The sequence below is a fragment of the Demequina muriae genome (genome assembly GCF_030418295.1).
GTDB lineage: Bacteria > Actinomycetota > Actinomycetes > Actinomycetales > Demequinaceae > Demequina > Demequina muriae.
The window spans coordinates 2325534-2349379 of the sequence record NZ_JAUHQA010000001.1; the positions used below are offsets into that span (position 1 = coordinate 2325534).

At 69.3% G+C, this 23846-nt stretch carries 27 protein-coding genes; 16 read left to right on the forward strand and 11 right to left on the reverse strand.

The window, feature by feature from the left end; genetic code table 11:
- The first annotated feature begins 1 nt into the window (after window position 1).
- From era to QQX02_RS10945, 6 genes are all read left to right on the forward strand, one after another.
- The gene (gene era, locus QQX02_RS10920) at window positions 2–922 is read left to right on the forward strand and encodes a GTPase Era (RefSeq protein WP_301143093.1); all 921 of its coding nucleotides are present in this window, start codon (window positions 2–4) and stop codon (window positions 920–922) included.
- Window position 923: 1 nt separating this feature from the next.
- Complete coding sequence (locus QQX02_RS10925; protein WP_301143095.1) at window positions 924–1394, forward strand: hypothetical protein; 471 nt, start codon at window positions 924–926, stop codon at window positions 1392–1394.
- A gap of 158 nt (window positions 1395–1552) precedes the next feature.
- Window positions 1553–3295: a 2-isopropylmalate synthase gene (gene leuA, locus QQX02_RS10930; RefSeq protein ID WP_301143096.1), complete on the forward strand. Its 1743-nt coding sequence runs from the start codon at window positions 1553–1555 to the stop codon at window positions 3293–3295.
- Between the two features lie 7 nt (window positions 3296–3302).
- On the forward strand, window positions 3303–3788 hold the full coding sequence (locus QQX02_RS10935; protein WP_301143098.1) for a GNAT family acetyltransferase: 486 nt from the start codon (window positions 3303–3305) through the stop codon (window positions 3786–3788).
- Window positions 3789–3833: 45 nt separating this feature from the next.
- Window positions 3834–4580, forward strand: coding sequence for a DNA repair protein RecO (gene recO / locus QQX02_RS10940; RefSeq protein ID WP_301143100.1), 747 nt, complete (start codon window positions 3834–3836; stop codon window positions 4578–4580).
- 87 nt (window positions 4581–4667) lie between these two features.
- Window positions 4668–5426 (forward strand): isoprenyl transferase, encoded by a 759-nt coding sequence (locus QQX02_RS10945; protein WP_301143101.1) that lies wholly within the window; start codon window positions 4668–4670, stop codon window positions 5424–5426.
- On the opposite strand, the gene QQX02_RS10950 is transcribed toward QQX02_RS10945, so the two are convergent.
- Genes QQX02_RS10950 through QQX02_RS10975 form a run of 6 tightly spaced genes read right to left on the reverse strand, consistent with a single transcriptional unit; the run spans window position 5423 to window position 10111 of the window.
- Window positions 5423–5968: an SNARE-associated domain-containing protein gene (locus QQX02_RS10950; protein WP_301143102.1), complete on the reverse strand. Its 546-nt coding sequence runs from the start codon at window positions 5966–5968 to the stop codon at window positions 5423–5425. The genes QQX02_RS10945 and QQX02_RS10950 overlap by 4 nt on opposite strands.
- Window positions 5968–6378, reverse strand: coding sequence for a Fur family transcriptional regulator (locus QQX02_RS10955; RefSeq protein ID WP_301143103.1), 411 nt, complete (start codon window positions 6376–6378; stop codon window positions 5968–5970). The genes QQX02_RS10950 and QQX02_RS10955 overlap by 1 nt, the downstream gene beginning before the upstream one ends.
- Entirely contained in the window at window positions 6375–7244 is an 870-nt protein-coding gene (locus tag QQX02_RS10960) for a metal ABC transporter permease (RefSeq protein ID WP_301143104.1), read from the reverse strand. The genes QQX02_RS10955 and QQX02_RS10960 overlap by 4 nt, the downstream gene beginning before the upstream one ends.
- Complete coding sequence (locus tag QQX02_RS10965; protein ID WP_301143105.1) at window positions 7241–8035, reverse strand: metal ABC transporter ATP-binding protein; 795 nt, start codon at window positions 8033–8035, stop codon at window positions 7241–7243. The genes QQX02_RS10960 and QQX02_RS10965 overlap by 4 nt, the downstream gene beginning before the upstream one ends.
- Window positions 8022–8996: a metal ABC transporter substrate-binding protein gene (locus QQX02_RS10970; protein WP_301143106.1), complete on the reverse strand. Its 975-nt coding sequence runs from the start codon at window positions 8994–8996 to the stop codon at window positions 8022–8024. Before QQX02_RS10970 ends, QQX02_RS10965 begins: the two co-directional genes overlap by 14 nt.
- A gap of 32 nt (window positions 8997–9028) precedes the next feature.
- The gene (locus QQX02_RS10975) at window positions 9029–10111 is read right to left on the reverse strand and encodes a CobW family GTP-binding protein (RefSeq protein ID WP_301143107.1); all 1083 of its coding nucleotides are present in this window, start codon (window positions 10109–10111) and stop codon (window positions 9029–9031) included.
- Between the two features lie 119 nt (window positions 10112–10230).
- Here QQX02_RS10975 and QQX02_RS10980 point away from each other — a divergent pair, with 119 nt between their 5' ends.
- The 7 genes from QQX02_RS10980 (at window position 10231) to dusB (ending at window position 16036) form a co-directional block, all read left to right on the forward strand.
- A complete protein-coding gene (locus QQX02_RS10980) occupies window positions 10231–10386 on the forward strand; it encodes a hypothetical protein (protein WP_436968511.1) in 156 nt (51 codons plus the stop codon).
- Window positions 10387–10391: 5 nt separating this feature from the next.
- Window positions 10392–10643, forward strand: coding sequence for a type B 50S ribosomal protein L31 (locus QQX02_RS10985; RefSeq protein WP_301143108.1), 252 nt, complete (start codon window positions 10392–10394; stop codon window positions 10641–10643).
- Entirely contained in the window at window positions 10640–10855 is a 216-nt protein-coding gene (locus QQX02_RS10990) for a hypothetical protein (protein ID WP_301143109.1), read from the forward strand. The genes QQX02_RS10985 and QQX02_RS10990 overlap by 4 nt, the downstream gene beginning before the upstream one ends.
- A 145-nt stretch (window positions 10856–11000) precedes the next feature.
- Window positions 11001–12386, forward strand: a complete 1386-nt coding sequence (locus QQX02_RS10995; RefSeq protein ID WP_301143110.1) for a glycine--tRNA ligase — start codon at window positions 11001–11003, stop codon at window positions 12384–12386.
- Window positions 12387–12393: 7 nt separating this feature from the next.
- Window positions 12394–13650 carry a YibE/F family protein gene (locus QQX02_RS11000; RefSeq protein WP_301143112.1) on the forward strand — a complete coding sequence of 419 codons (1257 nt, stop codon included), beginning with the start codon at window positions 12394–12396 and terminating at the stop codon, window positions 13648–13650.
- 34 nt (window positions 13651–13684) lie between these two features.
- The gene (locus QQX02_RS11005) at window positions 13685–14815 is read left to right on the forward strand and encodes a right-handed parallel beta-helix repeat-containing protein (RefSeq protein ID WP_301143113.1); all 1131 of its coding nucleotides are present in this window, start codon (window positions 13685–13687) and stop codon (window positions 14813–14815) included.
- Window positions 14816–14860: 45 nt separating this feature from the next.
- On the forward strand, window positions 14861–16036 hold the full coding sequence (gene dusB / locus QQX02_RS11010) for a tRNA dihydrouridine synthase DusB (RefSeq protein ID WP_301143114.1): 1176 nt from the start codon (window positions 14861–14863) through the stop codon (window positions 16034–16036).
- A 33-nt stretch (window positions 16037–16069) separates the two neighbouring features.
- Here dusB and QQX02_RS11015 read toward each other — a convergent pair whose 3' ends face one another.
- Window positions 16070–16720 (reverse strand): dihydrofolate reductase family protein, encoded by a 651-nt coding sequence (locus tag QQX02_RS11015; RefSeq protein ID WP_301143115.1) that lies wholly within the window; start codon window positions 16718–16720, stop codon window positions 16070–16072.
- A 161-nt stretch (window positions 16721–16881) separates the two neighbouring features.
- Window positions 16882–17400 carry an endonuclease domain-containing protein gene (locus tag QQX02_RS11020; RefSeq protein WP_301143116.1) on the reverse strand — a complete coding sequence of 173 codons (519 nt, stop codon included), beginning with the start codon at window positions 17398–17400 and terminating at the stop codon, window positions 16882–16884.
- Between the two features lie 650 nt (window positions 17401–18050).
- Here QQX02_RS11020 and QQX02_RS11025 point away from each other — a divergent pair.
- The gene (locus tag QQX02_RS11025) at window positions 18051–19313 is read left to right on the forward strand and encodes a deoxyguanosinetriphosphate triphosphohydrolase (protein ID WP_301143117.1); all 1263 of its coding nucleotides are present in this window, start codon (window positions 18051–18053) and stop codon (window positions 19311–19313) included.
- 21 nt (window positions 19314–19334) lie between these two features.
- Here QQX02_RS11025 and QQX02_RS11030 read toward each other — a convergent pair whose 3' ends face one another.
- Genes QQX02_RS11030 through QQX02_RS11040 form a run of 3 tightly spaced genes read right to left on the reverse strand, consistent with a single transcriptional unit; the run spans window position 19335 to window position 20590 of the window.
- Complete coding sequence (locus QQX02_RS11030; protein ID WP_301143118.1) at window positions 19335–19721, reverse strand: hypothetical protein; 387 nt, start codon at window positions 19719–19721, stop codon at window positions 19335–19337.
- Window positions 19721–20137, reverse strand: coding sequence for a hypothetical protein (locus QQX02_RS11035; protein ID WP_301143119.1), 417 nt, complete (start codon window positions 20135–20137; stop codon window positions 19721–19723). Before QQX02_RS11035 ends, QQX02_RS11030 begins: the two co-directional genes overlap by 1 nt.
- Window positions 20138–20590, reverse strand: coding sequence for a DUF6941 family protein (locus tag QQX02_RS11040; protein WP_062133158.1), 453 nt, complete (start codon window positions 20588–20590; stop codon window positions 20138–20140). It abuts the gene before it with no gap.
- A 125-nt stretch (window positions 20591–20715) separates the two neighbouring features.
- On the opposite strand from QQX02_RS11040, the gene dnaG reads away from it, so the two are divergent.
- Entirely contained in the window at window positions 20716–22614 is a 1899-nt protein-coding gene (dnaG, locus tag QQX02_RS11045; protein WP_301143120.1) for a DNA primase, read from the forward strand.
- Window positions 22615–22786: 172 nt separating this feature from the next.
- Window positions 22787–23836: a phosphate/phosphite/phosphonate ABC transporter substrate-binding protein gene (locus QQX02_RS11050; protein ID WP_301143121.1), complete on the forward strand. Its 1050-nt coding sequence runs from the start codon at window positions 22787–22789 to the stop codon at window positions 23834–23836.
- Window positions 23837–23846 lie beyond the last annotated feature (10 nt).

Genomic DNA, 23846 nt, shown 5'->3' on the forward strand with positions numbered 1-23846 from the left:
CATGGGAGACGACGCGACCACCGCCGAGACGCACCGGAGCGGTTTCGCCTGCTTCGTGGGGCGCCCCAACGTCGGCAAGTCGACGCTGACCAACGCGCTCGTAGGCGAGAAGGTCGCGATCATGTCCTCGCGCCCGCAGACCACCCGGCGCGCCATCAGAGGCGTCCTCACTCGTGACGACGCGCAGCTGATCCTCGTGGACACCCCCGGACTCCACCGGCCGCGCACCCTGCTCGGTGAACGCCTCAACGACGTGGTCCGCGAGACCTTCAACGAGGTCGACGTCATCGGCTTCTGCCTGCCTGCCGACGAGAAGATCGGCCCGGGCGACAAGTGGATCGCTCGCGAGCTCAGCGAGGCGCGTGCTCCCGTCATCGCGATCGTCACCAAGGTCGACTCCGTGCCGAAGGCCCGCGTGGCCGAGCACCTCATGGCCGTGTCCGAGCTCGCCGACTGGGCCGAGGTCATCCCGGTGAGCGCGGTGGAGGACATTCAGGTGGATGTGCTCGCCGACCTGCTCGTCAAGTACCTGCCCAAGGGGCCGCCGCTGTACATCGACGGCGAAATCACCGACGAGCCCGAGGACGTGCGCGTCGCCGAGCTGATCCGTGAGGCCGCCCTGGAGGGAGTGCACGACGAGCTGCCGCACTCGATCGCGGTGATGATCGAGGAGATGGTGGAGCCCGACTCCCCGGAGGCCACCAAGGACGTGCTCGAGATTCGCGCCCAGCTGTTCGTTGAGCGTGACTCGCAGAAGGGCATCATCATCGGCCACAAGGGCGAACGGCTGCGCGACGTGGGTGCGACCGCCCGTGCGGGCATCGAGCGACTGCTCGGCCGTCGCGTCTACCTGGACCTGCATGTCAAGGTCGCCAAGGAGTGGCAGCGCGACCCCAAGCAGCTGGGCCGCATGGGCTTCTGACGTGACCGACTACTCGCGAGAGGATGCGTTCGAGGCGCTCGGTGCCGCACGTGACTCGGGCAGCAGGCGGCGGTGCCGCGAATGCGGGTTCGTCAACGCGGGCACCACGGTGTCCTGCGTCAGCTGCGGGGCCGATCTTGTGAACCACGGGGGTGGGGCAACCACGACGGAGGGCAGAGTGTCGCCCTATTCATACGCGGACTTCGAGTCCAGAGGGCGCTTCAGAGGGCCGGCCGGTGCTCACAACCGCTCCATCGGGAAGCATCGGCTCGCGAACCTTCAAGCGTCGCTGCTCGCCGTGGCGATAGTCCTCGGGGCAGGGGGGCTTGCCGTGCTCGGGGCGAGCGACAACCTTGCTCTCGGGTCGACGCTGCTCATCGTGTCTGTGGTGATCGGGGTAGGGCTCCGCGTGTGGAGCATCGCGGAGATCGCAAGCGTGCGGCATGACGGTGACGGGCTCCCGCTGCGCTGACGGCCCGGTTGGTGAGCATCGGCTATGGTGAACGCATGCGTGCACGCTCGCTTCTTCTTCGTCGCCGCGACGAGGCCTAACACCAGGCCGGCTCCTCGTCGCGGAGGCTGTCGCGCCGGCTGACTCTTCAGCCCAGACCCCGACGAAGGACCCCAGACATGAGCGATTACTACACCTCGGGCGATCAGACGCCCTCGGCGATGCCCATCCAGAAGTACCGCCCGTTCCACGAGCAGATCACGGTGGACCTGCCCGACCGCACGTGGCCCGACAAGCGCATCGAGAAGGCCCCGCGCTGGTGCGCCGTGGACCTGCGCGACGGCAACCAGGCGCTCATCGAGCCCATGAACATCGAGCGCAAGATGCGCATGTTCGACCTCCTGGTGCGCATGGGCTACAAGGAGATCGAGGTGGGCTTCCCGTCGGCGAGCCAGACGGACTTCGACTTCGTGCGCGCGCTGATCGAGGGCGAGCGCATTCCCGACGACGTCACCATCCAGGTGCTGACGCAGGCCCGCGAGCACCTCATCGAGCGCACGTATCAGTCGCTCGAGGGGGCGAAGAACGCGATCGTGCACCTGTACAACTCGACGTCGATCGTGCAGCGCGAGGTCGTGTTCCGCGCGGACGAGGACCAGATCCTCGACATCGCGACCCACGGAGCGATGCTGTGCCAGAAGTTCGAGGAGACCATCCCTGACACCCAGGTCTTCTACGAGTACAGCCCGGAGTCGTACACCGGCACGGAGCTGGAGTACGCGGTCAAGGTCTGCAACGCGGTGCTCGACGTGTGGAAGCCCACCCCGGAGCGCAAGGTCATCATCAACCTGCCCGCGACGGTCGAGATGGCCACCCCGAACGTCTACGCGGACTCGATCGAGTGGATGAACCGCCACCTCGACTACCGCGACTCCGTGGTGCTGAGCCTGCACCCGCACAACGACCGCGGCACGGCCATCGCGGCAGCCGAGCTGGGGTACATGGCCGGTGCCGATCGCATCGAGGGGTGCCTGTTCGGCAACGGCGAGCGCACCGGAAACGTCGACCTGGTCACCCTGGGCATGAACCTGTTCAGCCAGGGCATCGACCCGCAGATCGACTTCTCCGACATCGACGAGATTCGTCGCACCGTCGAGTACTGCAACCAGATCGACGTGCACCCGCGCCACCCCTGGGGCGGGGACCTGGTGTTCACGGCCTTCTCGGGCTCGCACCAGGACGCGATCAAGAAGGGCCTCGAGTCCATGGACGGCAAGGCGGCCGCGCAGGGCGTCAGCGTCGACGACCTCGCGTGGGCCGTGCCGTACCTGCCGATCGACCCGCGCGACGTGGGCCGGTCCTACGAGGCCGTGATCCGCGTCAACTCGCAGTCCGGCAAGGGCGGCGTGGCCTACCTGCTCAAGACGGAGCGCAATCTCGATCTGCCGCGCCGCCTGCAGATCGACTTCTCGCGCGTCGTGCAGGTGGCGGCCGATTCCACCGGCGCCGAGCAGACCGCCGAGGACATCTGGCAGATCTTCCAGGACGAGTACCTGCCCGTGCCGGACGAGGGGCGCCAGTGGGGCCGACTCGCGCTGCACGGCACTCGCACCACGTCGTCCGACGAAGGCGCGGACACGCTCGCGGCCGATATCCGTGACGGCGACGCCGCGGTGACCATCGAAGGATCAGGCAACGGTCCCGTCGACGCGTTCGTCGCGGCGCTCGGCACCCGCGGAATCAAGGTCGAGGTGCTCGATTACCACGAGCATGCGATGACCGGCGGCGGCGACGCCCGCGCGGCCGCGTACGTGGAGTGCCAGATCGGTGACGACATCCTCTGGGGTGTGGGCGTCGACCCGTCGATCACCACCGCGACGCTCAAGGCCATCATCTCGGCGGTCAACCGCGCAGAGCGGTAGCGCTCGGGTGTCATGCCAGGTCAGGCGCTTCGTCGCGGCCGATGCGGGGGACGTGGCCGCACTGTGGGCCGAGGCCTTCCCGGATGATCCCGCGCGCAACGAGCCGCATGGCATGATCGCGCGCAAGCTCGCACGCGACCCGGAGCTGTTCTGGGTCGCGTGCGTGCCAGCGGCCGATGCGCGGGCCGGGTCCGGCTCGGACGCTGCGGTGGGCGACGCGGGCGGCGGTGAGGTGATCGGCGCGCTGATGGCCGGCTACGACGGCGTGCGGGGATGGCTCTATCACCTCGCGGTGGCTCCGGAGCATCGGCGCGGTGGCGTGGCGACGGCCCTGGTCGCGCGCGCCGTCGACGAGCTGCGCGCCGTGGGGTGCCTCAAGGTGAACCTCCAGGTGCGCGAGACCAACCGTGAGGTGCGAGCCTTCTACGCATCGCTCGGATGGACCGAAGACCATTCCGCGTCTCTGGGGCGCATGATCAGCGACTCGCCCTGAGGCACGCTCGCGCGGCTGGGAGCGCGGGAGAGAGACAATGGGGGAGTGCCCCTCTACCGTGATGACGCCATCGTGCTCCGCACCCACAAACTGGGCGAGGCCGACCGCATCATCACGCTGCTGACCAAGCGCCATGGCAAGGTGCGGGCGGTCGCCAAAGGCGTGCGCCGCACGTCCAGCAGGCTCGGCTCGCGGGTCGAGCCCTTCATGCTCGTCGACGTTCAGCTCTATGAGGGCCGGAACCTCGACATCGTCAGCCAGGTCGAGACCAAGGAGCCGTACGCTCGTCGCATCGCCGAGGACTACGCGATGTACACCGCGGCCACCGCGATGGTCGAGACGGCGGACAAGCTCGTGGACCACGAGAAGGAGCCGGCGTGGGACCAGTACCGACTGCTCCATGGGGCGCTGGGGTCGCTGAGCCGTCGTGAGCATGAGCCGGGGATGGTGCTCGACAGCTTTCTGCTGCGGTCGCTCGCGCTCGCGGGCTACGAGCCGAGCTTCGACCTGTGCGCCAGCTGTGGTCGCCAGGGACCGCATCGGGCCTTCGTGGTGGCCGGGGGCGGAGCGGTCTGCGAGGCATGCCGGCCGCCCGGCGCCGCGGCGCCGGCTCCCGAGACGTTCTCCCTGCTCGAGGCGCTGCTGAGCGGCGACTGGGCCTCGGCCGACGCGTCGGACGACCGCCCCCGCCGCGACGCCGCTGGCCTGATCGCGGCGTACACGCAGTTCCATCTGGAGCGAAAGGTGCGCTCGCTGACGCACGTGGACAGGACCGACGCGCGTCAGAGCTGACCGCGGCGCCCGCTCCGTGTCACCGACGGCGTTCGGGGGAAGCCGCCGGGGGCCGGGACCCTGTCGTGCGCGGCTAGGCTTGCCACTGTGAAGTACTCCCGGCCGTATCCGCACCCAGGAGGCGCGACGCCTCCGGACCTGCCCGCATCGGCCGTGCCCGCCCACGTGGCCGTGGTGATGGATGGCAACGGGCGGTGGGCCAAGCAGCGCGGGCTGCCGCGCACCGAGGGGCACACCCGCGGAGAGGCGGCCCTGCTCGACGTGGTCGCGGGCGCCGTCGAGATCGGCGTCAAACACCTCAGCGCGTACGCGTTCAGCACCGAGAACTGGAAGCGCAGTCCCGATGAGGTCAAGTTCCTCATGGGCTTCAACCGCGACGTGATCCGTCGCCGCCGGGACCAGATGGCCGAGTGGGGCGTGAGGGTTCGATGGGCGGGACGGCGGCCGCGCCTGTGGAAGTCCGTGATCGACGAGCTCGAGCGCGCCGAGGAGATGACCGCCGGCAACGACGTGCTCACGCTGACGATGTGCGTGAACTACGGCGGCAGGGCGGAGATCGCCGATGCGGCGCGGGCGATCGCCCTGAAGGTCGCGGCGGGGGAGATCGACCCGGCCAAGGTCACGGAGAAGACCCTGGCGGCGCACCTCGATGAGCCCGACATGCCTGATGTGGATCTGTTCTGGCGCTCGAGCGGGGAGCAGCGCTCCAGCAATTTCCTGCCCTGGCAGGCGGCGTATGCGGAGTATGTGTTCTCCGACGTGCTGTGGCCCGACGTCGACCGCACCCACCTGTGGGCGGCGATCGAGAGCTACGCGCACCGCAATCGGCGGTTCGGCGCGGCCTAGCCGCCGATGCGCTCGGAGGCGGGCGTGGGTCCGCGCGGATCGCGTGTGGTCGAGCGGCGGCGCCAGCGACTCAGAGCGAACGCGACCACGACGACGGCGGCGAGCGCCGCGACCAGCAGGACGGGCGACCGGAGCCACGCCTCCCACAGCGACAGCCCGATCGCTGTGTACACGGTCGCCCACGCCACGCAGCCGGGGATCATCGCCAGGGTGTAGAGGTCGAAGCGCATGCGGGCATAGCCGGCAGAGGCATTGACCAGGGTCTGGAAGCCGATGGTGAGGAACGACACGGGGATGCCGAGAAAGCCCCACCGCTCCAGGAACGCGCGGGCCCGCTCAGTGCCCTGGCCGGCGAGCCGGCGTGCCAGGCGAGCGCGTCGACCATCCTGTGACTCCGCTCGCTCGGCGACCGCATCGGCGCCGGCACGTGCCCACCGTGCCACCCAGTAGGTCGCCTGCGTGCGGAGGAACACCACTGCGGTGAGGAAGAGGAACAGTCCCCACCAGGGCCCTGCGACGATGAAGGAGGGAACTCCCGGCATCAGGGCGCGTCCGCGCCGCGGGCGTGGCACTCGGCGCACACCCCGGTGAGCTCAACCGTGTGGTCGATCAGGGAGTAGCCATGGGAGCGGGCCACGCGGTCCGCCCATGCCTCGAACTCGGGCACGTCGATGTCCTCGGCGCGTCCGCAGACTCGGCAGCGGAGGTGATGGTGGTGCTGCTCGCCCGCCTCGCAGCGGCGGTACAGCGTCTCCCCGGAATCGCTCACCACGGTGTCGAGATCGCCGGCCTCGGCGAGCGATTGGAGCGTGCGGTAGACGGTCGCGAGCCCCACGCTCGAGCCGTCGTGCCGCAGCGTGTCATGCCATGCCTGTGCAGAGCGGAACTCGGAGTGGGTATCGAGCAGCTCGAGCACGGCCGCACGCTGCTTGGTCATGCGCTGTGCTGTCATGAACTGGTCTCCGCAAGGGGGCGTCGTCGTCGTTGGCGGCGCACGAGCGTCGCGCCGACCGCCACCACGATATAGGCCCCGACGCCCAGCACCACAATAAGCGCACCGGGCTGCAGGTCGTGCTCGAGGGTGATGCTGACGCCCGTGACGCACAGCACTATGCCCAATCCCATCGCCGCGGTCATGGTGCGCGCGAATGATCCGGTCAGGAGCTGCGCGATCGCGACAGGGACGATCATCAGCGCGGACACGAGCAGGACGCCGACCACCCGCATGGACACGGTGATCGTGACGGCCGCCAGGACGGCCACCACCATGTTGAGCGCCTTGACCGGCAGGCCGGTGGAGTAGGCGAACTCCTGATCATGCGTGACGGCGAACAACGCGCTGCGCAGTCCGATGCCCAGCACCAGAATGATGGCCGCCATCGCGAACGTGACCCCCACGTCCGCCCATGTCACGGTCGAGATCGACCCGAACAGGTAACCCAAGAGGTTGGCGTTGGAGCCGCCGGCGATTCCGATGAGCAGCACGCCGAGGGCGATGCCTCCGTAGAACAGGATCGCCATGACGACGTCGGCGGCTGCGGTGCCGCTCTCGCGCATCCGCTCGATCACCACCGCTCCGACGATGGCGAAGACGATCGCCCCCGGCACGGCGAGCGCGTCCTGCTGGACGAGTCCCGCGGCGGAGCCAGCGAGCCAGCCTGCGGCGACTCCCGCCAGGGCGACGTGGCCGATGCCGTCGCCGAGCAGCGCCATGCGTCGTTGCACCAGGTACGTGCCCACGACGGGCGCGCTCGCTCCGACCAGCAGAGCGACGATGAGCATGCGCTGGACGAGGGGCTCTTGCAGCATCGAGATCATGGGCCGTCCCATCCGAGACTGGAGCGGTCGGCGGCCTGCGGGTCGGCGTGCGGGTGCTCGTGGTCGTGCCCGGGAAGCGCGTGGACGCCCATGTCCGCGGGAGGGGCGCCGGTGTACGTCACGCATCCGTGCTCGAGGACCACTGCCTGGTCGATGTGGCGCGCCACTGCGCCCAGCTCGTGGAGCACGATGACGATGGCGGCGCCGCCGTCCTTAAGGTGACCGAGCGCGTGGGCGAACGCCACCTGAGACTCCAGGTCGACCCCCGCCATCGGCTCGTCGAGCACGAGGACGTCGGGGTGGCGCACAAGGGCGCGTGCGATCAGCGCACGTTGCTGCTGGCCTCCCGACAGGCGTGTCACATCGCGGTGGGCGAGATCGCCGATGCCCATGGTGCTCAGCGCCTCGGCCACGCGGGCGCGAGAATGTCGGGGCGTGCGGAGCCGGCGGTTGCCCAGCAGCCCCGAGGCGACCACCTCGGCGACGGTCGCGGACACCCCACCGGCCGCGGTGAGGCGCTGCGGCACGTAGCCCAGGCTCGCGCGGCTACTCGGCGTGAGGAGACGGCCGGCGAGTCTGATCTCTCCGTGGGTGGGGGCGATGGCGCCGACGAGCGCCCGCACGAACGTCGACTTGCCTGATCCGTTGCCGCCCATCAGTGCGACGACCTCGCCGCGGTGGGCATCCAGCGACACACCGTGGAGGATGGGGGTGCCCCCGAGAGACACGCGCACGTCCCTCGCGCTCAGCACGGGGGACGCGGCGGGCGCTGCGGGGTCAGTTGCAGCCAAGCCCAGCTCGCAAGGCGTCCAGGTTGCGGGTCATGACATCAATGTAGTCGTCGTCGCCCGAGACGCCCTCGACCGGGTCGAGCACGGCGGTCTGGACGCCGGCATCCGCGGCGAGCGCCTCGATGGCGGCGGCGTCGACCAATGATTCCGAGTAGACGGTGGTGGCGCCGGTGGCTTGGACCTCGTCGCGCACCTCTCGCACGCGTGCGGGGGAGGGCTCAGCGTCGGGATCCAGGCCAGACAGTCCGTGCTGCTCGAGGCCGAACCGCTCGGTAAGGAATCCGAAGGCTTCGTGGCTCACGAAGATGTCGCTGCGCTCGCACTGCGACAGGGCATCCGTGAATGACTGGTCGAGGGCGAGCAGCTCGGTTTCGAGCTCCTCAGCGTTCGCCGCATACGCCTCTGCGTTGTCGGGGTCCACGCCGGAGAGCTCGACGGAGACCTCGTGTGCGTACTCCGCGAGCAGCGCGGGGTCGAGCCAGAAGTGGGGGTCGCCGGCCGAGTGGTCGTGCCCGTCGTCGTCCTCCTCATGCGCCTCTTCCTCCTCGTCGTCATGGGCCTCGTCCTCGTGGGCCGCCTCGTGCTCCTCGACGATGTGATGGGCATCGAACGCGCGCACGCCGGTCGTCTCCACGGCGTCATCAACAGCGGGCTGGAACTCGCTGAGGTAGAGAACCAGCTCGGCGTCCTGCAGTTCGCGCACCACCGAAGGGGACAGCTCGAGATCGTGGGGTTCGACGCCAGGTGCGGTGAGCGGCAGTACGGAGACCTGGTCGCCTCCCACACGCTCGGCCACGAACTGGAGGGGGTAGAAGGCGGCGGCCAAGGGGAGAACGCCGTCCGCGGCGGGTCCGGAGCCCTCGGCCGAGGAGTCGGCGGGGGACTCGGCGGTCGAGCAGCCCGTGAGCAGAAGCGAGGCGGTCGCGGCGGTGGCGACGAGGACGGAGGTGCGAATCTTCATGAGAATCATCCTATTGCTAATGAGAATCGAAGTCAAAAAGAATCGTGAGCGCCGAGCCAGTCGTCCAGCGCATCTCCGTGTGCGTGCCAGTCAGTGCCGCGCTCGTCGTCGCGGACGAGGCAGTCGTGGAATGCCGCCGCGATGGTGTCCCGCTCGGGGCCACGGCCCGTGGCCACCAGCCGCGTGGCGCGGTCGTGACGCCCCCAGGACCCGAGCGAACCGACGCTCACCTGTCGGCCGGCGCCGTCCCATGCGCAGGCATCGGTGGGGCGCGTGGGGACCCAGAAATGGCCGCGGGTCCGGGCCTCGTGCCCGCCGAGCTCCGTTAGGCGCGCCCGCAGCCTGTCGGGGTGGAAGGGGCGGTCGCTCCGCAGGTCGATGGACCACACCCCTGCGCAGTCGGGCTCGACGTGACGGTCCAGTCGGAGTGGATCGACGCGGCCCAGCGCGGCGTCGCAGCGATGCTCGGTCCCCATGATGAGTGCGGCGTCGAGGTCCTCCATCGCGGAGGAGAGGACGGTCGATCCCTTGCCGCGCAGGTGGTCGACCGTTGCGCGGGCCTGCGCGGTCACTGGCTCGTCGCCGACCAAGGCGACGATGTCGGCGTGAGCGAGCATCGGGGCGACGGCCTCCGCCAGGACTCGGTCGTCGTCTCCCAGCAGGGGGCGCCCGATATCGGCCAGGAAGTCGTCGGAGAACGCGTCGTCCGCAATGGTCGACGAGTCGACCGCGCAGACCACCGCGCCCAGCCGCGCGCCGGCGATCATCCCGGAACGGCGCGACTCGGAGTGGAGCGCCCGCATGACGGGCGCGGACTCTGCCGTCACCGGGAGCGCCACCAGCGCGTGCCTCCATCGATCGTGCCCCATGAGGCGCGCGAGGGTGGGGACCAGGTCCTCCCGCACTGCGCAGCCTAGGCAGGCGTGATCGAGCTCCGTGGCTGACGTCTCGATGATGCCGTGGGCGTCGGCCACCACTCGGTGGATCCGGTCGTCCACGAAGTCGTGGTGGATCACCACGACATCGGAGCGTTCGAGCGCGAGCCCGAGCGAGACTGAGGTGCGCACCACCGGGTCGATGGTGCTGAGGGTCGAGATCGTGAATCGCTGTGTCATGGTCGGCACTGTAACAGTTGACGGGAATGAGAATCATTACTAACTTGTTCGGCATGTCACGACCGCGATGGCATCGACGCGGTCGTGGGCCGCAAGTTCGCACGAGGGGAGAAGGTCTGATGGCCAAGAAGAGCAAGATCTCGCGCCAGCGCCAACGGGACCAGTCCGATGGCAGGCCCCGCGGGCACCTCAGGCAATTCGGCCTGTCCCGCGTCTCATTCAGGCAGGCGGCGCTCCGCGGAGAGCTTCCTGGCGTCACGAAATCGAGTTGGTGAAAGACATGAAGAAGAGCATCCACCCCCGCTACGCGCCGGTCGTATTCCGCGACCGCTCGTCCGACTTCGCGATCCTCACGCGCTCCACTGCCACGTCGGAACAGACGGTGGAGTGGGCCGATGGTGAGACCTACCCCGTGATCGACGTGGAGATCTCGTCGGCGAGCCACCCGTTCTACACGGGGCAGTCCCGCGTGGTCGACACTGCGGGCAGGGTCGAGCGGTTCCGCCGCCGCTTCGACAAGGCGCACTCATGAAGGTGCGCGCGAGTTTCAGATCCCTGGCGAAGAAGGACGGTGCGACCCCTCGCGTGCCGCGCCCCCCGTCCGCGCAGTCCAGCGCGGTCTCATCCAGCCTGACGACCCTCGTCTGGCGTGAAAGGACACCCATGACCCTCACCCGCACCGACCTCGTTGCCCGCATCTCCGCGGGCTCCACGTTGAAATCGGCGGTGAAGGCTGGCGCCTGACCCCCTGCGACGTTCACGCGGCCCCGCAGACCTGAGAGGTCGGCGGGGCCGCTCCGCTTCCCGGGCTCCGGGCTCCGGGTTCGGGGTGCGTCGAGCGCCGATAGACTGTCGAGGCATTTCCTCCCGACCCCTCAAGGAGCACCCAGTGGCACAGCCGTCCCGCCTCGACAACGTGATCTCACTCGCGAAGCGCCGCGGCTTCGTGTTCCCGTGCGGCGAGATCTATGGCGGCACGCGCTCGGCGTGGGACTACGGGCCGCTCGGCGTGGAGCTCAAGGAGAACATCAAGCGTCAGTGGTGGCGCAACGTCGTCGCGAGCCGTGACGACATCGTGGGCCTCGACTCCTCGGTGATCCTGCCCCCCAAGGTCTGGGAGGCGTCGGGCCACATCGGCGCGTTCGTCGACCCCCTGGTCGAGTGCCTGAGCTGCCACAAGCGCTACCGCGAGGACCACCTCCTCGAGGAGTTCGAGGAGAAGAAGGGCCGCGCGCCCGAGGGCGGCCTCGCCGAGGTCGCGTGCGCGAACTGCGGCAACCGCGGCCAGTGGACCGAGCCCAAGATGTTCAACGGGCTGCTCAAGACCCACCTGGGCGTCACCGAGGACGAGTCCGGGCTGCATTATCTGCGCCCCGAGACCGCTCAGGGCATCTTCGTGAACTTCGAGAACGTGCAGCGCACGTCGCGCATGAAGGTCCCCTTCGGCATCGGCCAGATCGGCAAGTCTTTCCGCAACGAGATCACGCCCGGAAACTTCATCTTCCGCACCCGCGAATTCGAGCAGATGGAGATGGAGTTCTTCGTCAAGCCCGGCTCGGACGAGGAATGGCACCAGTACTGGATCGATGCCCGCACCGACTGGTACACGGAACTTGGCATCAACCGCGACAACTTGCGCCACTTCGAGCACCCCGCCGAGAAGCTGTCGCACTACTCCAAGCGCACCGTCGACATCGAGTACCGGTTCGGGTTCACCGGCTCGGAGTGGGGCGAGCTCGAGGGCGTCGCCAACCGCACCGACTTCGACCTGTCCACGCACTCGCAGCACTCGGGCAAGGACCTCAGCTACCTGGACCCCGCCACCAACGAGCGCTACACCCCGTACGTGATCGAGCCCGCCGCCGGCCTCACCCGCTCGCTCATGGCCTTCCTGGTCGAGGCGTACGACGAGGACGAGGCGCCCAACACCAAGGGTGGCGTCGACAAGCGCACCGTGCTGCACCTCGATCCGCGCCTGGCGCCGGTCAAGGCAGCAGTCCTGCCGCTGTCGAAGTCCGAGGAGCTCATGCCCACCGCATCGGCGCTCGCGAAGGAGCTGCGCGGAATCTGGAACGTGGACCTCGACGTGACGCAGGCGATCGGCAAGCGCTACCGCCGTCAGGACGAGATCGGCACGCCGTACTGCATCACGGTCGACTTCGACACGAAGGACGACCAGGCGGTGACCATCCGCGACCGCGACACGATGAAGCAGGAGCGGGTCGCGCTCGATCAGGTGCAGTCCTACCTTGCCGCACGCCTCATCGGCGCGTAGGTCCAGCATGGGTGCCGGCCACTCCCACGCGCTCGAACGGCCGCCGCGGGCGTCCGAGCGCACCACGCTGATCCTTGCGATCATCGTCGCCGTCGTGCTGTTCCTCACCACCATCGGTGCGATGGCCGTGTGGCCCTCCGACTGGTCGATGCTGCGCTCCGTGCCGACCACGTACGAAGGCGCCGAGTGGGCGTCGGTGACGGTCGACTCCGTGGATGAGGACACGGGCATCGCGCTGGTGTCGACCTCCGGAAACGACGCGGCAGGCCTGCGCGAGCTGCCGCCCGCGGATCTGGGGACGTTCGACTACGAGCCGGGCGACCGCGTGCGAGCTCTCGAACTCGAGACCGGGGAGCTCGTCTTCGGCGACTTCGAACGCGCCAACCCGATGCTCGTGCTACTGGTCGCCTACGTGCTGCTGGTGGTCGGCATCGCCTGGTGGCGAGGGATCGGTGCGCTGCTGGGTCTCGGGGCGGCGTTCGGCATCATCATCTTCTTCACCGTGCCCGCCCTGTTCAACGGCGGCGATCCGTTGATCACGGGACTGGTGACGGGCTCGGGTGCTCTCGCGGTCCTGCTCTACCTCGCGCACGGACTCAACTCCCGCACCACCACCGCCTACCTGGGCACGCTCGCGGGGCTCACCGTGACAGCGGTGCTCGCATCGTGGGCCGTGGACGCCTCGCGCCTCACCGGGATCTGGTCGGAGGAGGGCGCGCACCTCGAGCTGTCCGGGCGTTCGGTGGACCTGCAGGGTCTGGTGCTGTGCGGCATCGTGATCGCCGGCCTCGGCGTGCTGAACGACGTCACGGTGACCCAGGCGTCGGCGGTGTGGGAGCTGCGTGCTGCGCGTCCCGATATCTCTCGCTGGAATCTGTTCCGCCGGGGCATGCGCATCGGTCGCGATCACATCGCGTCGACGGTCTACACGATCGCGTTCGCGTACGTGGGCGCCGCGCTGCCGGCCATCATGCTGATCAGCCTCTACGACACCTCGCTCGGGTCGACGCTGACCACCGCCGAGATCGCCGAGGAGGCTGTCCGCACCCTCGTGAGCTCGATCGGCCTCGTCTTGGCCGTGCCGCTGACGACGGGGATCGCAGCGCTCGTGGTCGGCACGGACGCGATCGCGCGCGACTCGCGGCCCCCAGGCGCCGATGCGGGGCCGCTGGTCGCGCGCGCGGCCGCCCCGACGGCAGGCGCCGCGGCTCTCGCCGACGCCCCGCCGCCGGTGCTGGAGCCGCGCGACCCGTCGGACAACTGAGTCGCCTTCCCGGCGCATCGGGGACAATGGACGGATGGCTTCGACCCCTGTCGCGGGCACGCGCGTGACGCGGCGGACTGCTGTCACCCTCGCGGCCGCAGCCTCGGTCACGATCCTCATCGTGCTCGCAGGCGTCTCCATCGTCGGTGGGGACAGAGGGCCGGACTCGACCGCGATCGGCGCCTCGGCTGGGGTGGTGGTGGCACCCCGAACGGACGTCTTCGGGCAGGCTCTCCCGGGAGACCTCCCTGAGGCTCGCGTGGCAGAAGCGATCGAGTCCTGCCCGGCTGCGACGGTGACCGTGACCGACGCCGATGCGCTTGCAAGGGAGCTCGACGACGCGAGTGCCGGAACCGTGATCTGGCTCGAGGACGGCACCTACGAGGGCGAGTTCACCATCGACGTGTCGGGAGAGGCCGGCAGGCCGATCTGGCTGTGCGGTTCCCAAGCGGCCGTGCTCGTAGGCGAAGGCCACGTCGGCGGCTACGGCCTGCACCTCGATCACGTCTCACACGTCCGCCTGCACGGATTCGGCGTGACCCGCTCGCAGAAGGGGGTGATGGTCGACGGCGGTGATCGCGTGGTGATCGAATTGCTGACGGTTCACGACATCGGCGACGAGGCGATTCATCTCCGTGCGCACACCCAGGACTCGGTGGTGCGAGGAAACTCGATCTCGGATACCGGCAATCGCCGCGAGAAGTTCGGCGAAGGGGTGTACGTCGGCTCCGCGGAGTCGAACTGGTGCTCGGTCACCAGCTGCCTTCCGGACCGCTCCGACCGAAATCTCGTCGAGGGCAACGTCATCTTCGACGTGACCGCGGAGGCCGTCGACGTCAAGGAGGGCACGACGGGCGGCACCGTGCGGGGCAACGCCTTCGATGGCTCCTCACTGACCGAGGACGGTGCCGATTCATGGGTCGACATCAAGGGCAACGCATGGCGGATAGTCGGGAACGCTGGCGCCCACAGCAGCCAGGACGGATTCCAGGTGCATCAGATTCTCGACGGCTGGGGCCGGGGCAACGTGTTCGAGCGCAACAGCGCGCGTGTGGTCGGTCCTGGATTCGGGTTCTCGATCACGCCCGAGCAGGACAACGTGGTCGGTTGCTCCAACGAGGTCACTGAGGCACAGGAGGGACACAGCAATGTCGCGTGCCGCTGAGGCCAGGCGCGTGTGGGGGCGCGCAGCATCGGCGACAATGGACGGATGACGTCGACCCCGGACTCCGCCACGCGCGTGCTGCCTCCCCTGCGCATCGGCCCTCTCGAGGTCGCCACGCCGGTGGTGCTCGCGCCGATGGCAGGCATCACGAATGCCGCGTTCCGGCGGCTGTGCCGCGAGCACGGCGGCGGCCTCTACGTTGCAGAGATGGTGACGTCGCGGGCGCTGGTCGAGCGCACCCGCGAGAGCATGCGCATCATCCACCACGACCCGGACGAGAAGCCCCGGTCCGTGCAGGTGTACGGAGTCGATCCTGCCACCATCGGCGCCGCCGTGCGGATGCTGGTCGAAGAGGACCGCGCGGATCACATCGATATGAACTTCGGCTGCCCGGTCCCCAAGGTGACGCGCAAGGGCGGGGGAGCGGTGCTGCCCTGGAAGCGGGACCTGTTCCGGGACATCGTGCGCGCCGCGGTCCGCGAGGCAGCGCCCTTCGACGTCCCGGTCACGGTCAAGATGCGGAAGGGCATCGACGACGATCACCTGACATACCTGGATGCGGGGCGGATGGCCGAGAGGGAGGGCGCGGCCGCCGTGGCGCTGCATGCGCGCACCGCCGCCGATTTCTACTCCGGCACGGCCGACTGGTCCGCGATCGCACGCCTCAAGGAGGCGGTCACGTCGATTCCGGTGCTCGGCAATGGCGACATCTGGTCCGCAGAGGACGCGCTTGCGATGGTCGAGCAGACCGGCTGCGACGGCGTGGTCGTGGGTCGCGGGTGCCAGGGCAGGCCCTGGCTGTTCGGGGATCTGCAGGCCGCCTTCGAGGGCCGCGACGAGCGCGCCAGGCCGAGCCTGCGTGACGTCGCCGCCACCATCTACCGGCACAGCGAGCTGATGGTGTCCTTCTACGACGGCGACGAGACCAAGGCCGTGCGGGAGATGCGCAAGCACATGGCCTGGTATCTCAAGGGTTACCCGGTCGGCGGAGAGCTCCGGCGGTCGCTGGGGCTGGTGAGCACGCTCGTGGATCTGCGCGCGCTGCTCGACTCGTTGCCGCTCGACGCTCCGTATCCCGGCGAGGCCGCCGAAGGTGCGCGAGGGCGTCAGGGGACGCCCAAGCGCCCTGCCTGTCCCGAGGGCTGGCTCGACACGCAGGACATCACGCCCGATCTCGAGGCGCGGCTGCGCGAGGCGGAGCTCAGCGTCTCAGGCGGGTAGGTCCCCGCACGGGGTCACTGGTGGAGCGAATCCTCAGGCGAGGCCGAGCGGTGGCTCACCACCCGCATCGGCCGCCGGACCGCCGTCCTCGGGAACGGGGGACTCGTCACGCGGCTCGCGGGCCGGCACGAGCGTGAGCTGGACCATTCCGTCGCCATAGCGGCGCACGTCGGTCACGGTGATGTGGTGGCGCTGCTCGGCGCCTGCGAACAGCGGCCGGCCCGACCCGAGCACCGTGGGGTGCAGGGTGACCGTGAGGTCATCGATCAGTCCCTCGTCGAGCGCCTGCCGGATCATGCTGCCGCCGTCGATGTAGACGTCGTCTCCGTTCGCAGCTTCGAGGGCCTCCGCGACCAGGTTCGCGATAGGCCCCGACGCGGCGCGCACCGAGGGTGGCGCGCCGTCAAGGGGTCGCTCGGTGGCCACCAGGATGGGGACGTCGCCGTACTGCCAGTCGATGTCGAGGCCCGCGACCACGTCGTAGGTGCGCCGTCCCATCAGCATCGCGCCCACGTCCGCGAAGAACTCCTCGTACCCGAGCGCATCGACCGGGTGGCTCTTCCACGCGCCCTCGGCCATGGGCGCCCACGGGGGGCGGGGAGCCTCGAGCCAGTCGAGCTCGTCGCGGGGCCCGGCAATGAATCCGTCGATCGAACTGGCAATGTATGCGCGCACTCGTCCCATGGCTCCACGCTACGGCGGGACGCACCGGCGCGCAGAGCGAGGCGCGGGTTCGGTCGCGACGCGCGCCTCCGCTGCCGCGCAAGTGTCGAGCCGCGTGCCGTTTCGGCAGCAGCAGTGCACGAGAATCGACACTTGCGAGGGCGGGGAGGGTATCGAGCGGTCTATCTGTCGGCCAGTCGCCGATCGATCGCGTTTCGCACCATGGTCGCGCACCACGCTGGTCGCCGAGTGATGTCCTCGAACGTGAGACGGATGGTCGTGTAGCCCATGGCCGCCAGCAGTGCGTCGCGCTCGAGATCGCGCCGACGGGCTCGGTCGTCCGAGTGGTAGCGACGCCCATCGAACTCGACCACGACCCGCGACGCTCGATGGACCATATCGACGGTCAGGGTTCGCGTGGCGACACGAATTCGCGCCTGCCATTCACACTCGGCCCAGCGCCCACCGGCGAACACCTCCGTGTGGGCGATGTACTCGAGATAGCTCGTCACGCCGAGTTCGGCGGTGGCGCGGACGCGAAGCAAGTCATTGCGCGCGCGCAGTCGCGGGGCCATCGCCAGGGCGCCCCGGACGGTGGCCGCGTCGAGGCGTGACACCCGCAGCACGTCAAGAAGCAGCGCCGTGCGATCGTGTGCCGGGGCGACAGCCCATGCGTGCAGCACGGCGACTTCGGGAACCACAGTACGGATCTTGTTCAGATGGCGAGTGGGGACCGGGATGTCGGTCCGCCGCACGCGGACCAAGGGCGGAGGCGGTCTCGTCAGCCTGCGTGGGAGCAGGACGTCCGCAAAGCCGTTCCATGAGACATCGATCTGCCACTGACGAAGGCCCGCGATTCCAGTGAGTGCGCCCGCGGGCCCGGCCCACTTCATCGCGCTCCCGACGATGACCTGGTCCGTTCGACTGTGTGCGGCCGCGGCGTACACACCGGGCGCCATGCGCAGTAGGAGGCCGCGATCAAGAGCGCGCTGAAGGGTGTGTGCCGACCATCGCGCGGTTAACTCCGCGCGCGAGAAGGCTCGAGGCGTGGATTCCACGTATGCGAGGAGCGCCTTCATGCCGACGGGCGCATGCCGGTGAGTCATGGCCGCACGGTACGGACGTGCATTCGAGCGCGGCGCGGCTTCGGGGTGGTGCCTGTGGACACCACGGGGGCGCTCGGCCTGCGGGGACCGCGAGTGTCGAAGAACGTCCCTCTCAGGAGCGCAGGCCGCGCGCCAATCGACACTTGCGGTGGAGGCGCATCGATGAAGTGCCGCCGCAGATGAACTCCGTGTGGCCTCCCACGCGGGGGTGATGCGGCGCGACGCTCGCCCGATAGCATCGAACGGTGAGCGCCCTTCCCGATGGCTACGAGCCCGCAGACGCCGAGCGCTGGATCACCGAGCCCCCCAAGGCCGCCCAGCGCACGCCGTTCGAACGCGACCGCGCGCGCATCGTCCACTCGAGCGCGCTGCGGCGGCTGGGCGCCAAGACCCAGCTGCTGGGCCTCGGGTCGGGAGACTTCGTACGCACCCGGCTCACGCACTCGCTCGAGGTGGCGCAGGTGGGGCGCGAGCTGGGCAAGGCACTGGGATGCTCTCCGGACATCGTGGACGCGGCCTGCCTCGCGCACGACCTCGGGCACCCGCCGTTCGGCCACAACGGCGAGCGCGCGCTGGACGACGTCAGCCGTCATATCGGTGGCTTCGAGGGGAACGCGCAGACGCTGCGGCTGCTCACGCGCCTGGAACCCAAGTCCATCGACCCTGCGACCGGCCGCTGCGTGGGCCTGAATCTGACCCGCGCCGGCCTCGACGCGGTCGTCAAGTACCCGTGGCGCGAGCCGTCAGCGCCCATGCGCCCCGACGGCACTCCGAGTCGCAAATTCGGCGTGTACGACCAGGATCTGCCGGTGTTCGAGTGGCTCCGAGACGGCTCCGTGGGCACGCAGCAGAGCTTCGAGGCGCAGGTCATGGACCTGGCCGACGACATCTCCTACTCCGTGCACGACGTCGAGGACGCGATCGTCTACCGGGCCCTCAAGCTCTCGACGCTGCGGGACCCGGGTCAGGCGAAGGCCGTGGTCGCACACGTGCGCGAGTGGTACGGATCTGGCGAGGACGAGCCGCTCCTCGCGGCGCTTGGCCGGCTGCAGACCTTCCGTTGGTGGGCCGAGGACTACGACGGATCGCGGAGTTCGCTGGCCGCGCTCAAGGACATGACGAGCCAGATGATCGGTCGCTTCGCGCAGGCCATCATCCAGGCGACGCGTGCCGAGCACGGACCGGGCGCGCTGACCCGCCACCGCGCCTCGCTGGTGGTGCCGCAGGAGACGCTCGACGAGATCCTCATCCTCAAGGGCATCGCCGTGCACTTCCTGATGGCGCCGCGCGAGATGAGCCCCATGTATGCCAAGCAGCGGCGGGTCCTCAAGGAACTCGTCGCGGCGATCGCCGAGCGTGGCGATGAGGCGATGGAGCCGCAGTTCGCGGCGGACTACCGTGAGGCCTCGGGGGACGGCGAAAGGCTGCGGGTCGCGGTCGACCAGGTGGCGTCGCTCACCGACACGTCGGCGTACAACTGGCATCACAAGTACTGCGGGGGCCAGTAGCCGGCCGACTACTGCGTGCGGTCAGTCGGCGACGAGGGCGGGACGCTTGGCCCGCAGCAGCACGACGAGTGCCACGATCGGCAGCACGAGCGGCACCCAGCCGTACGCGGAGCCGTAACCCGTCCAGACTGTCTCGTCCGGCCACCACGACGGCTGCACGTATCCCAGTGTCCCGACGGTGAGCACACCCACGAGCTCGACCCCGGTTCCCCACAGCGCCACCTGGCGCCAGCCGCGCCACAGCGCGACGGCGATCAGCACATACAGAACGGCCGATGCGCCCGAGACCAGGTAGGGGACCGGCGCCTCAGACAAGCGCGTCGAGATCTGCACGGCCGAGCGACCCGCGGCGGCAAGGCCGAGCACGCCGTAGGCGACGATGAGCAGCAGGCGACCGATGGGCGGCATCAGGACCCCAGGATGATGAACACTCGCCACGCCAGCACCGCCGCCGCGATGGCGACGATGACCGCCGCGCCGCCGTCGACTCGGGCGATCTGGTCCGGCTGGAGGACGGGCCGGTTCGGATCGGGGTCGAGGGCCGCGGCATCGGGCTCGCCCAACCGGCCGATGCCGAGGAGCGGGAGCAGCAGGACCGCTGCCAGCAGATAGCCGAGCGTGAGGACCAGGCCCGCGTCGTTGCCGCCGATGAGCACGACGAGCACCGAGATCACCTGGATCGCCGTGACGATCCAGAAGCCGGTCACGACCTTCTCGAGGACGCCGTGGGCCCGCACCTGCACCATGGTGACGGCGCCTGCGAGGGAGAGAATCGCGCACGCCACCAGCACCGCGGGGTAGATCACCCCGCCGTAGAGCTCCATCTACTGCTGCTGCGCCTGCTGCACGCGCATCGGCAGCCGGGACACCTCTTCGCCGTCGATCGAGATGGCCCAGCCAAACATGCCGGCCTCGGCGAACCGCAGCCCGTCGATCGTGAAGGCGAAGCAGGCGACCTGCTCATCGCCGTCGACCAGGTGCGGCGGGCGGCCGAGGGTGAAGTCGCCGCCCATGGCGCGCACGGGCTGTGCCTTGCCGTCTGCGTCGGCACGCAGGCCGATCGGGTACTCCTTGCCGTCCTCGGTAACGAGCTTGAGCTCGAACTTGTGGGCCACGTTGGTCGCGGTGAACGGCACGTGCACGGTGGCCGCGACGGCCAGGCGGCGGTGCGCGGCCGGGAACTGTCGGACGTAGATGGTGTTCCATCCGGCGCCGAGGGCGTAGATCTTGCCCTGGACGACCTCGGCCGAGTCAGCGAGGAAGGCGTCGACTCTCACAGGAATTCCTTTCGTGGATGGTCTTGGGCCAAGCCTACCGACCCGGCGCTGGCTTGTAGTTCGGGCGGGCGCCGTGCACCGGGGGCGCGGCCTGGGCGCGGCATGCGCGCGAGTATGGTGATGCCGTGGCAGGCACCATCAATCGGGACGACATCGCGGCCGTTCGCGAGCGCGCTCCGATCGAGGACATCGTGGGCCAGCACGTCGCGCTCAAGACCGCAGGCGTGGGGTCGCTGAAGGGCCTGTGCCCCTTCCACGACGAGCGGTCGCCGTCGTTCCATGTGCGCCCTGGCGTGGGTCGGTGGCACTGCTTCGGCTGCGGCGAGGGCGGCGATGTCATCGAGTTCGTCATGCGCATGGACGGCCTTCCGTTCGCCGAGGCCGTGGAGTACCTGGCCGACCGCGCGGGCGTCCAGCTCCGCTACGAGGCGGGCGGCTCGGCGCGGCGCGAAGGCACGACCGGGCTTCGCAAGCGGCTCCTCGAGGCGCACCGGATCGCCGCCGCGTACTTCGCCGAGCAGCTGGGCTCGCCGGAAGCGCGCATCGGCCGTGACTTCTTGCGTGAACGTGGCTTCGATCGCGACGCCGCGGAGATGTTCGGCGTCGGATACGCGCCTCAGGGCTGGTCGCACCTCGGCGAGCACCTGCGCGGCAAAGGATTCACCGAGGAGGAGTTGCGTGCCACGGGGCTGATGTCCGAAGGGGCTCGCGGGCTCTACGACCGGTTCCGCGGCCGCTTGGTGTGGCCCATCCGTGATGTGACCGGCGAGGTGATCGGCTTCGGCGCGCGGCGCCTGCATGAGGACGATCAGGGCCCCAAGTACCTCAACACCCCCGAGACCGCGCTCTACAAGAAGGCCCAGGTGTTGTACGGACTGGACCTCGCCAAGGCCACCGTGCGCTCCGAGCGGACCACGGTCGTCGTCGAGGGATACACCGACGTGATGGCGTGCCACCTCGCCGGCGTCACCAACGCGGTCGCCACGTGCGGGACCGCCTTCGGATCCGAGCACGTCAAGGTGGTGCGCCGGCTGATGGGCGACACGGGGGGTCCGCAGACCAAGGTCGGCGAGTCCGGAGCGCGCGTCGTGTTCACGTTCGATGGAGATGAAGCCGGCCAGAATGCGGCGCTCAAGTCGTTTCAGCTGGACCACCAGTTCCTCGCCCAGACGTTCGTCGCCGTCGACCCCGACGGTCTCGACCCGTGCGACCTGCGCCAGCAGCGCGGCGACGCCGCGGTGACGGAACTGCTCGCGCACCGGGTTCCGCTGTTCGAGTTCGTGATCCGCACCGCGCTGAACTCGCACGATCTGGACACGGCAGAAGGTCGGGTCGCGGCACTGCGCGCCGCCGCCCCCGTGGTCGCCGGCATCAAGGACCGCGCGCTCCAGCCCGAGTACAGCCGCCGGCTCGCCGGCTGGCTGGGGATGGACGTCGAGGCGATCACACGAGCGGTGACGGATGCCGCTCGTGCCCGCCGGGCAGCGCCTGGCGAGCCGCCGCCGTCGACGGGAGCGATCCCCGCCTACCAGGATGAGGGTCCGTCGCGCCCGAACCCCCGGGATCCGGTGGTGCGAGCCGAGGCGATGTCGTTGGGCGTGCTGCTGCAGGCGCCTCGCGAGGCGGCATCCGACCCGGTCGGCGCTCTTGTGCTGCGCGACCTCGACTCGTCGGCCTTCACGGTGCCGCAGTACCGTGCCGTCTTCGACGCGATCACCGCGGCGGGCGGCCCCGGCAGCGCCGGCGGCGATTGGGCGAACGCCGTGGCGGAGCAGGCGGGGGAGACCCTCGCCGGCATCGTGTCGGAGCTTGCGGTGACCCCGCTGCCCCACGACAGGCCCGATGCGCTCGGACACTGGGGCGGGACGGTGCTGGCCCGGCTGATGGACTTGAGCCTCACGCGTCAGATCGCGGACGTGCGCGGCCGCATGCAACGGGCGGGGGAAGGCACCGAGGGGCACCAGGCAGGCTTCGCCGAACTCATTGCTCTTGAGAAGCGGCGACGGTCCCTCCGCGACCCCTGACGCGCCAATGTCTCGGTTGCGTCGCGGTAGGGCAAAGACTGTGTGAACGCGATGTGACGAGTGTGAAAAATCTGCGCTTCCCGAGGACATCGGCACTTTTCGCGAGGTAGGTTCCGAGGAAGGCCGCGACGTCACCCGGCGCCGGCGCCTCGAAGAACTGAAAGGTGCGACTGTGAGAATCACGTTCAACCCCCTGGCCGCGACGGCCCTCATCGGCGCGGCGGCGCTGACGCTGGCCGGCTGCGCGAGTGGCGACGGCGACGACGACGCGACTCCCGAGCCCAGCGACGAGATGTCGTCGACCGCAGACGCGGGAGAGGGCGGCGGCGAGGGACTCCCCGAGGAGCTCATCCTCGGCCTGGTCCCCTCCGACGAGGTCGACCAGCTCGTGACCGACGGCGACATCCTCGCCGAGCTGCTCAGCGCCGAGCTCGGCGTCGATGTGACGACGTTCATCCCGGACAGCTACTCGGCCGTCGTCGTCGCGATGCAGACCGAGCAGGCGCACATCGGCTTCCTCGGCCCGATCGCGATGGTCCAGGCCGTCGACGAGGCGAGCGCGGTGCCCGTGCTGCAGTCGGTGCGCTACGGATCGTCGAGCTACGTGACGCAGTGGATGACCAACGACCCCGACACGTTCTGCCTGGACGAGGTCACCACCGAGGCGGACGACGAAGGCGTGAACTTCTCGTACTGCAACGGCGCGACGGGCTACGACGGCCCGCAGGGCGAGGACGCGCTCGAGCTCATCGACCCGTCGTCGCAGATCTCCTTCGTCGACCCCAGCTCGGCGTCGGGGTACTACTACCCGGCGACGCAGCTCGAGACCATCCTCGGCATCGACCCGCTGACGGATCTCGCCGGAGCGTTCTTCGCCGGCGGTCACCCGCAGTCGGTGCAGGCGGTCTACGACGGTGACGCCGTGGTCGGCACGTCCTTCAACGACGCTCGCTCCGAGCTCTCCGGCGAGTTCCCGGACGTCGGCGAAGAGGTCGTCGTGTTCGCGTACTCGACCAACATCCCCAACGATGGCGTGGTGCTGAACGGCGACCTGTCGGCTGACGCACAGCAGCAGATCACGGACGCCCTCATGGCCATCGCCAGCACCGACGAGGGCCTCGCCGCTCTCGACGCGGTCTACAACATCGAGGGCCTGGAGCCCGCCGATGTCGAGGCCCTCGACCAGGCGCGCCAGGTCGCGGCGAACTTCGGCGAGGAGTAGCCACACGCAC

Excerpts from the sequence above, each read along its gene's own strand:
- QQX02_RS10950 (WP_301143102.1), bottom strand. The coding sequence starts at position 5,968 with ATGCCGGGAGTTCCCTCCTTCATCGTCGCAGGGCCCTGGTGGGGACTG.
- dusB (WP_301143114.1), top strand. The coding sequence starts at position 14,861 with ATGACGTCGACCCCGGACTCCGCCACGCGCGTGCTGCCTCCCCTGCGC.
- QQX02_RS11030 (WP_301143118.1), bottom strand. The coding sequence starts at position 19,721 with ATGCCGCCCATCGGTCGCCTGCTGCTCATCGTCGCCTACGGCGTGCTC.
- leuA (WP_301143096.1), top strand. The coding sequence starts at position 1,553 with ATGAGCGATTACTACACCTCGGGCGATCAGACGCCCTCGGCGATGCCC.
- QQX02_RS11035 (WP_301143119.1), bottom strand. The coding sequence starts at position 20,137 with ATGGAGCTCTACGGCGGGGTGATCTACCCCGCGGTGCTGGTGGCGTGC.
- QQX02_RS10970 (WP_301143106.1), bottom strand. The coding sequence starts at position 8,996 with ATGAAGATTCGCACCTCCGTCCTCGTCGCCACCGCCGCGACCGCCTCG.
- era (WP_301143093.1), top strand. The coding sequence starts at position 2 with ATGGGAGACGACGCGACCACCGCCGAGACGCACCGGAGCGGTTTCGCC.
- QQX02_RS10955 (WP_301143103.1), bottom strand. The coding sequence starts at position 6,378 with ATGACAGCACAGCGCATGACCAAGCAGCGTGCGGCCGTGCTCGAGCTG.
- QQX02_RS11005 (WP_301143113.1), top strand. The coding sequence starts at position 13,685 with ATGGCTTCGACCCCTGTCGCGGGCACGCGCGTGACGCGGCGGACTGCT.
- QQX02_RS10990 (WP_301143109.1), top strand. The coding sequence starts at position 10,640 with ATGAAGGTGCGCGCGAGTTTCAGATCCCTGGCGAAGAAGGACGGTGCG.
- QQX02_RS11015 (WP_301143115.1), bottom strand. The coding sequence starts at position 16,720 with ATGGGACGAGTGCGCGCATACATTGCCAGTTCGATCGACGGATTCATT.
- QQX02_RS10980 (WP_436968511.1), top strand. The coding sequence starts at position 10,231 with ATGGCCAAGAAGAGCAAGATCTCGCGCCAGCGCCAACGGGACCAGTCC.
- QQX02_RS10985 (WP_301143108.1), top strand. The coding sequence starts at position 10,392 with ATGAAGAAGAGCATCCACCCCCGCTACGCGCCGGTCGTATTCCGCGAC.
- QQX02_RS11000 (WP_301143112.1), top strand. The coding sequence starts at position 12,394 with ATGGGTGCCGGCCACTCCCACGCGCTCGAACGGCCGCCGCGGGCGTCC.
- QQX02_RS10960 (WP_301143104.1), bottom strand. The coding sequence starts at position 7,244 with ATGATCTCGATGCTGCAAGAGCCCCTCGTCCAGCGCATGCTCATCGTC.
- QQX02_RS10975 (WP_301143107.1), bottom strand. The coding sequence starts at position 10,111 with ATGACACAGCGATTCACGATCTCGACCCTCAGCACCATCGACCCGGTG.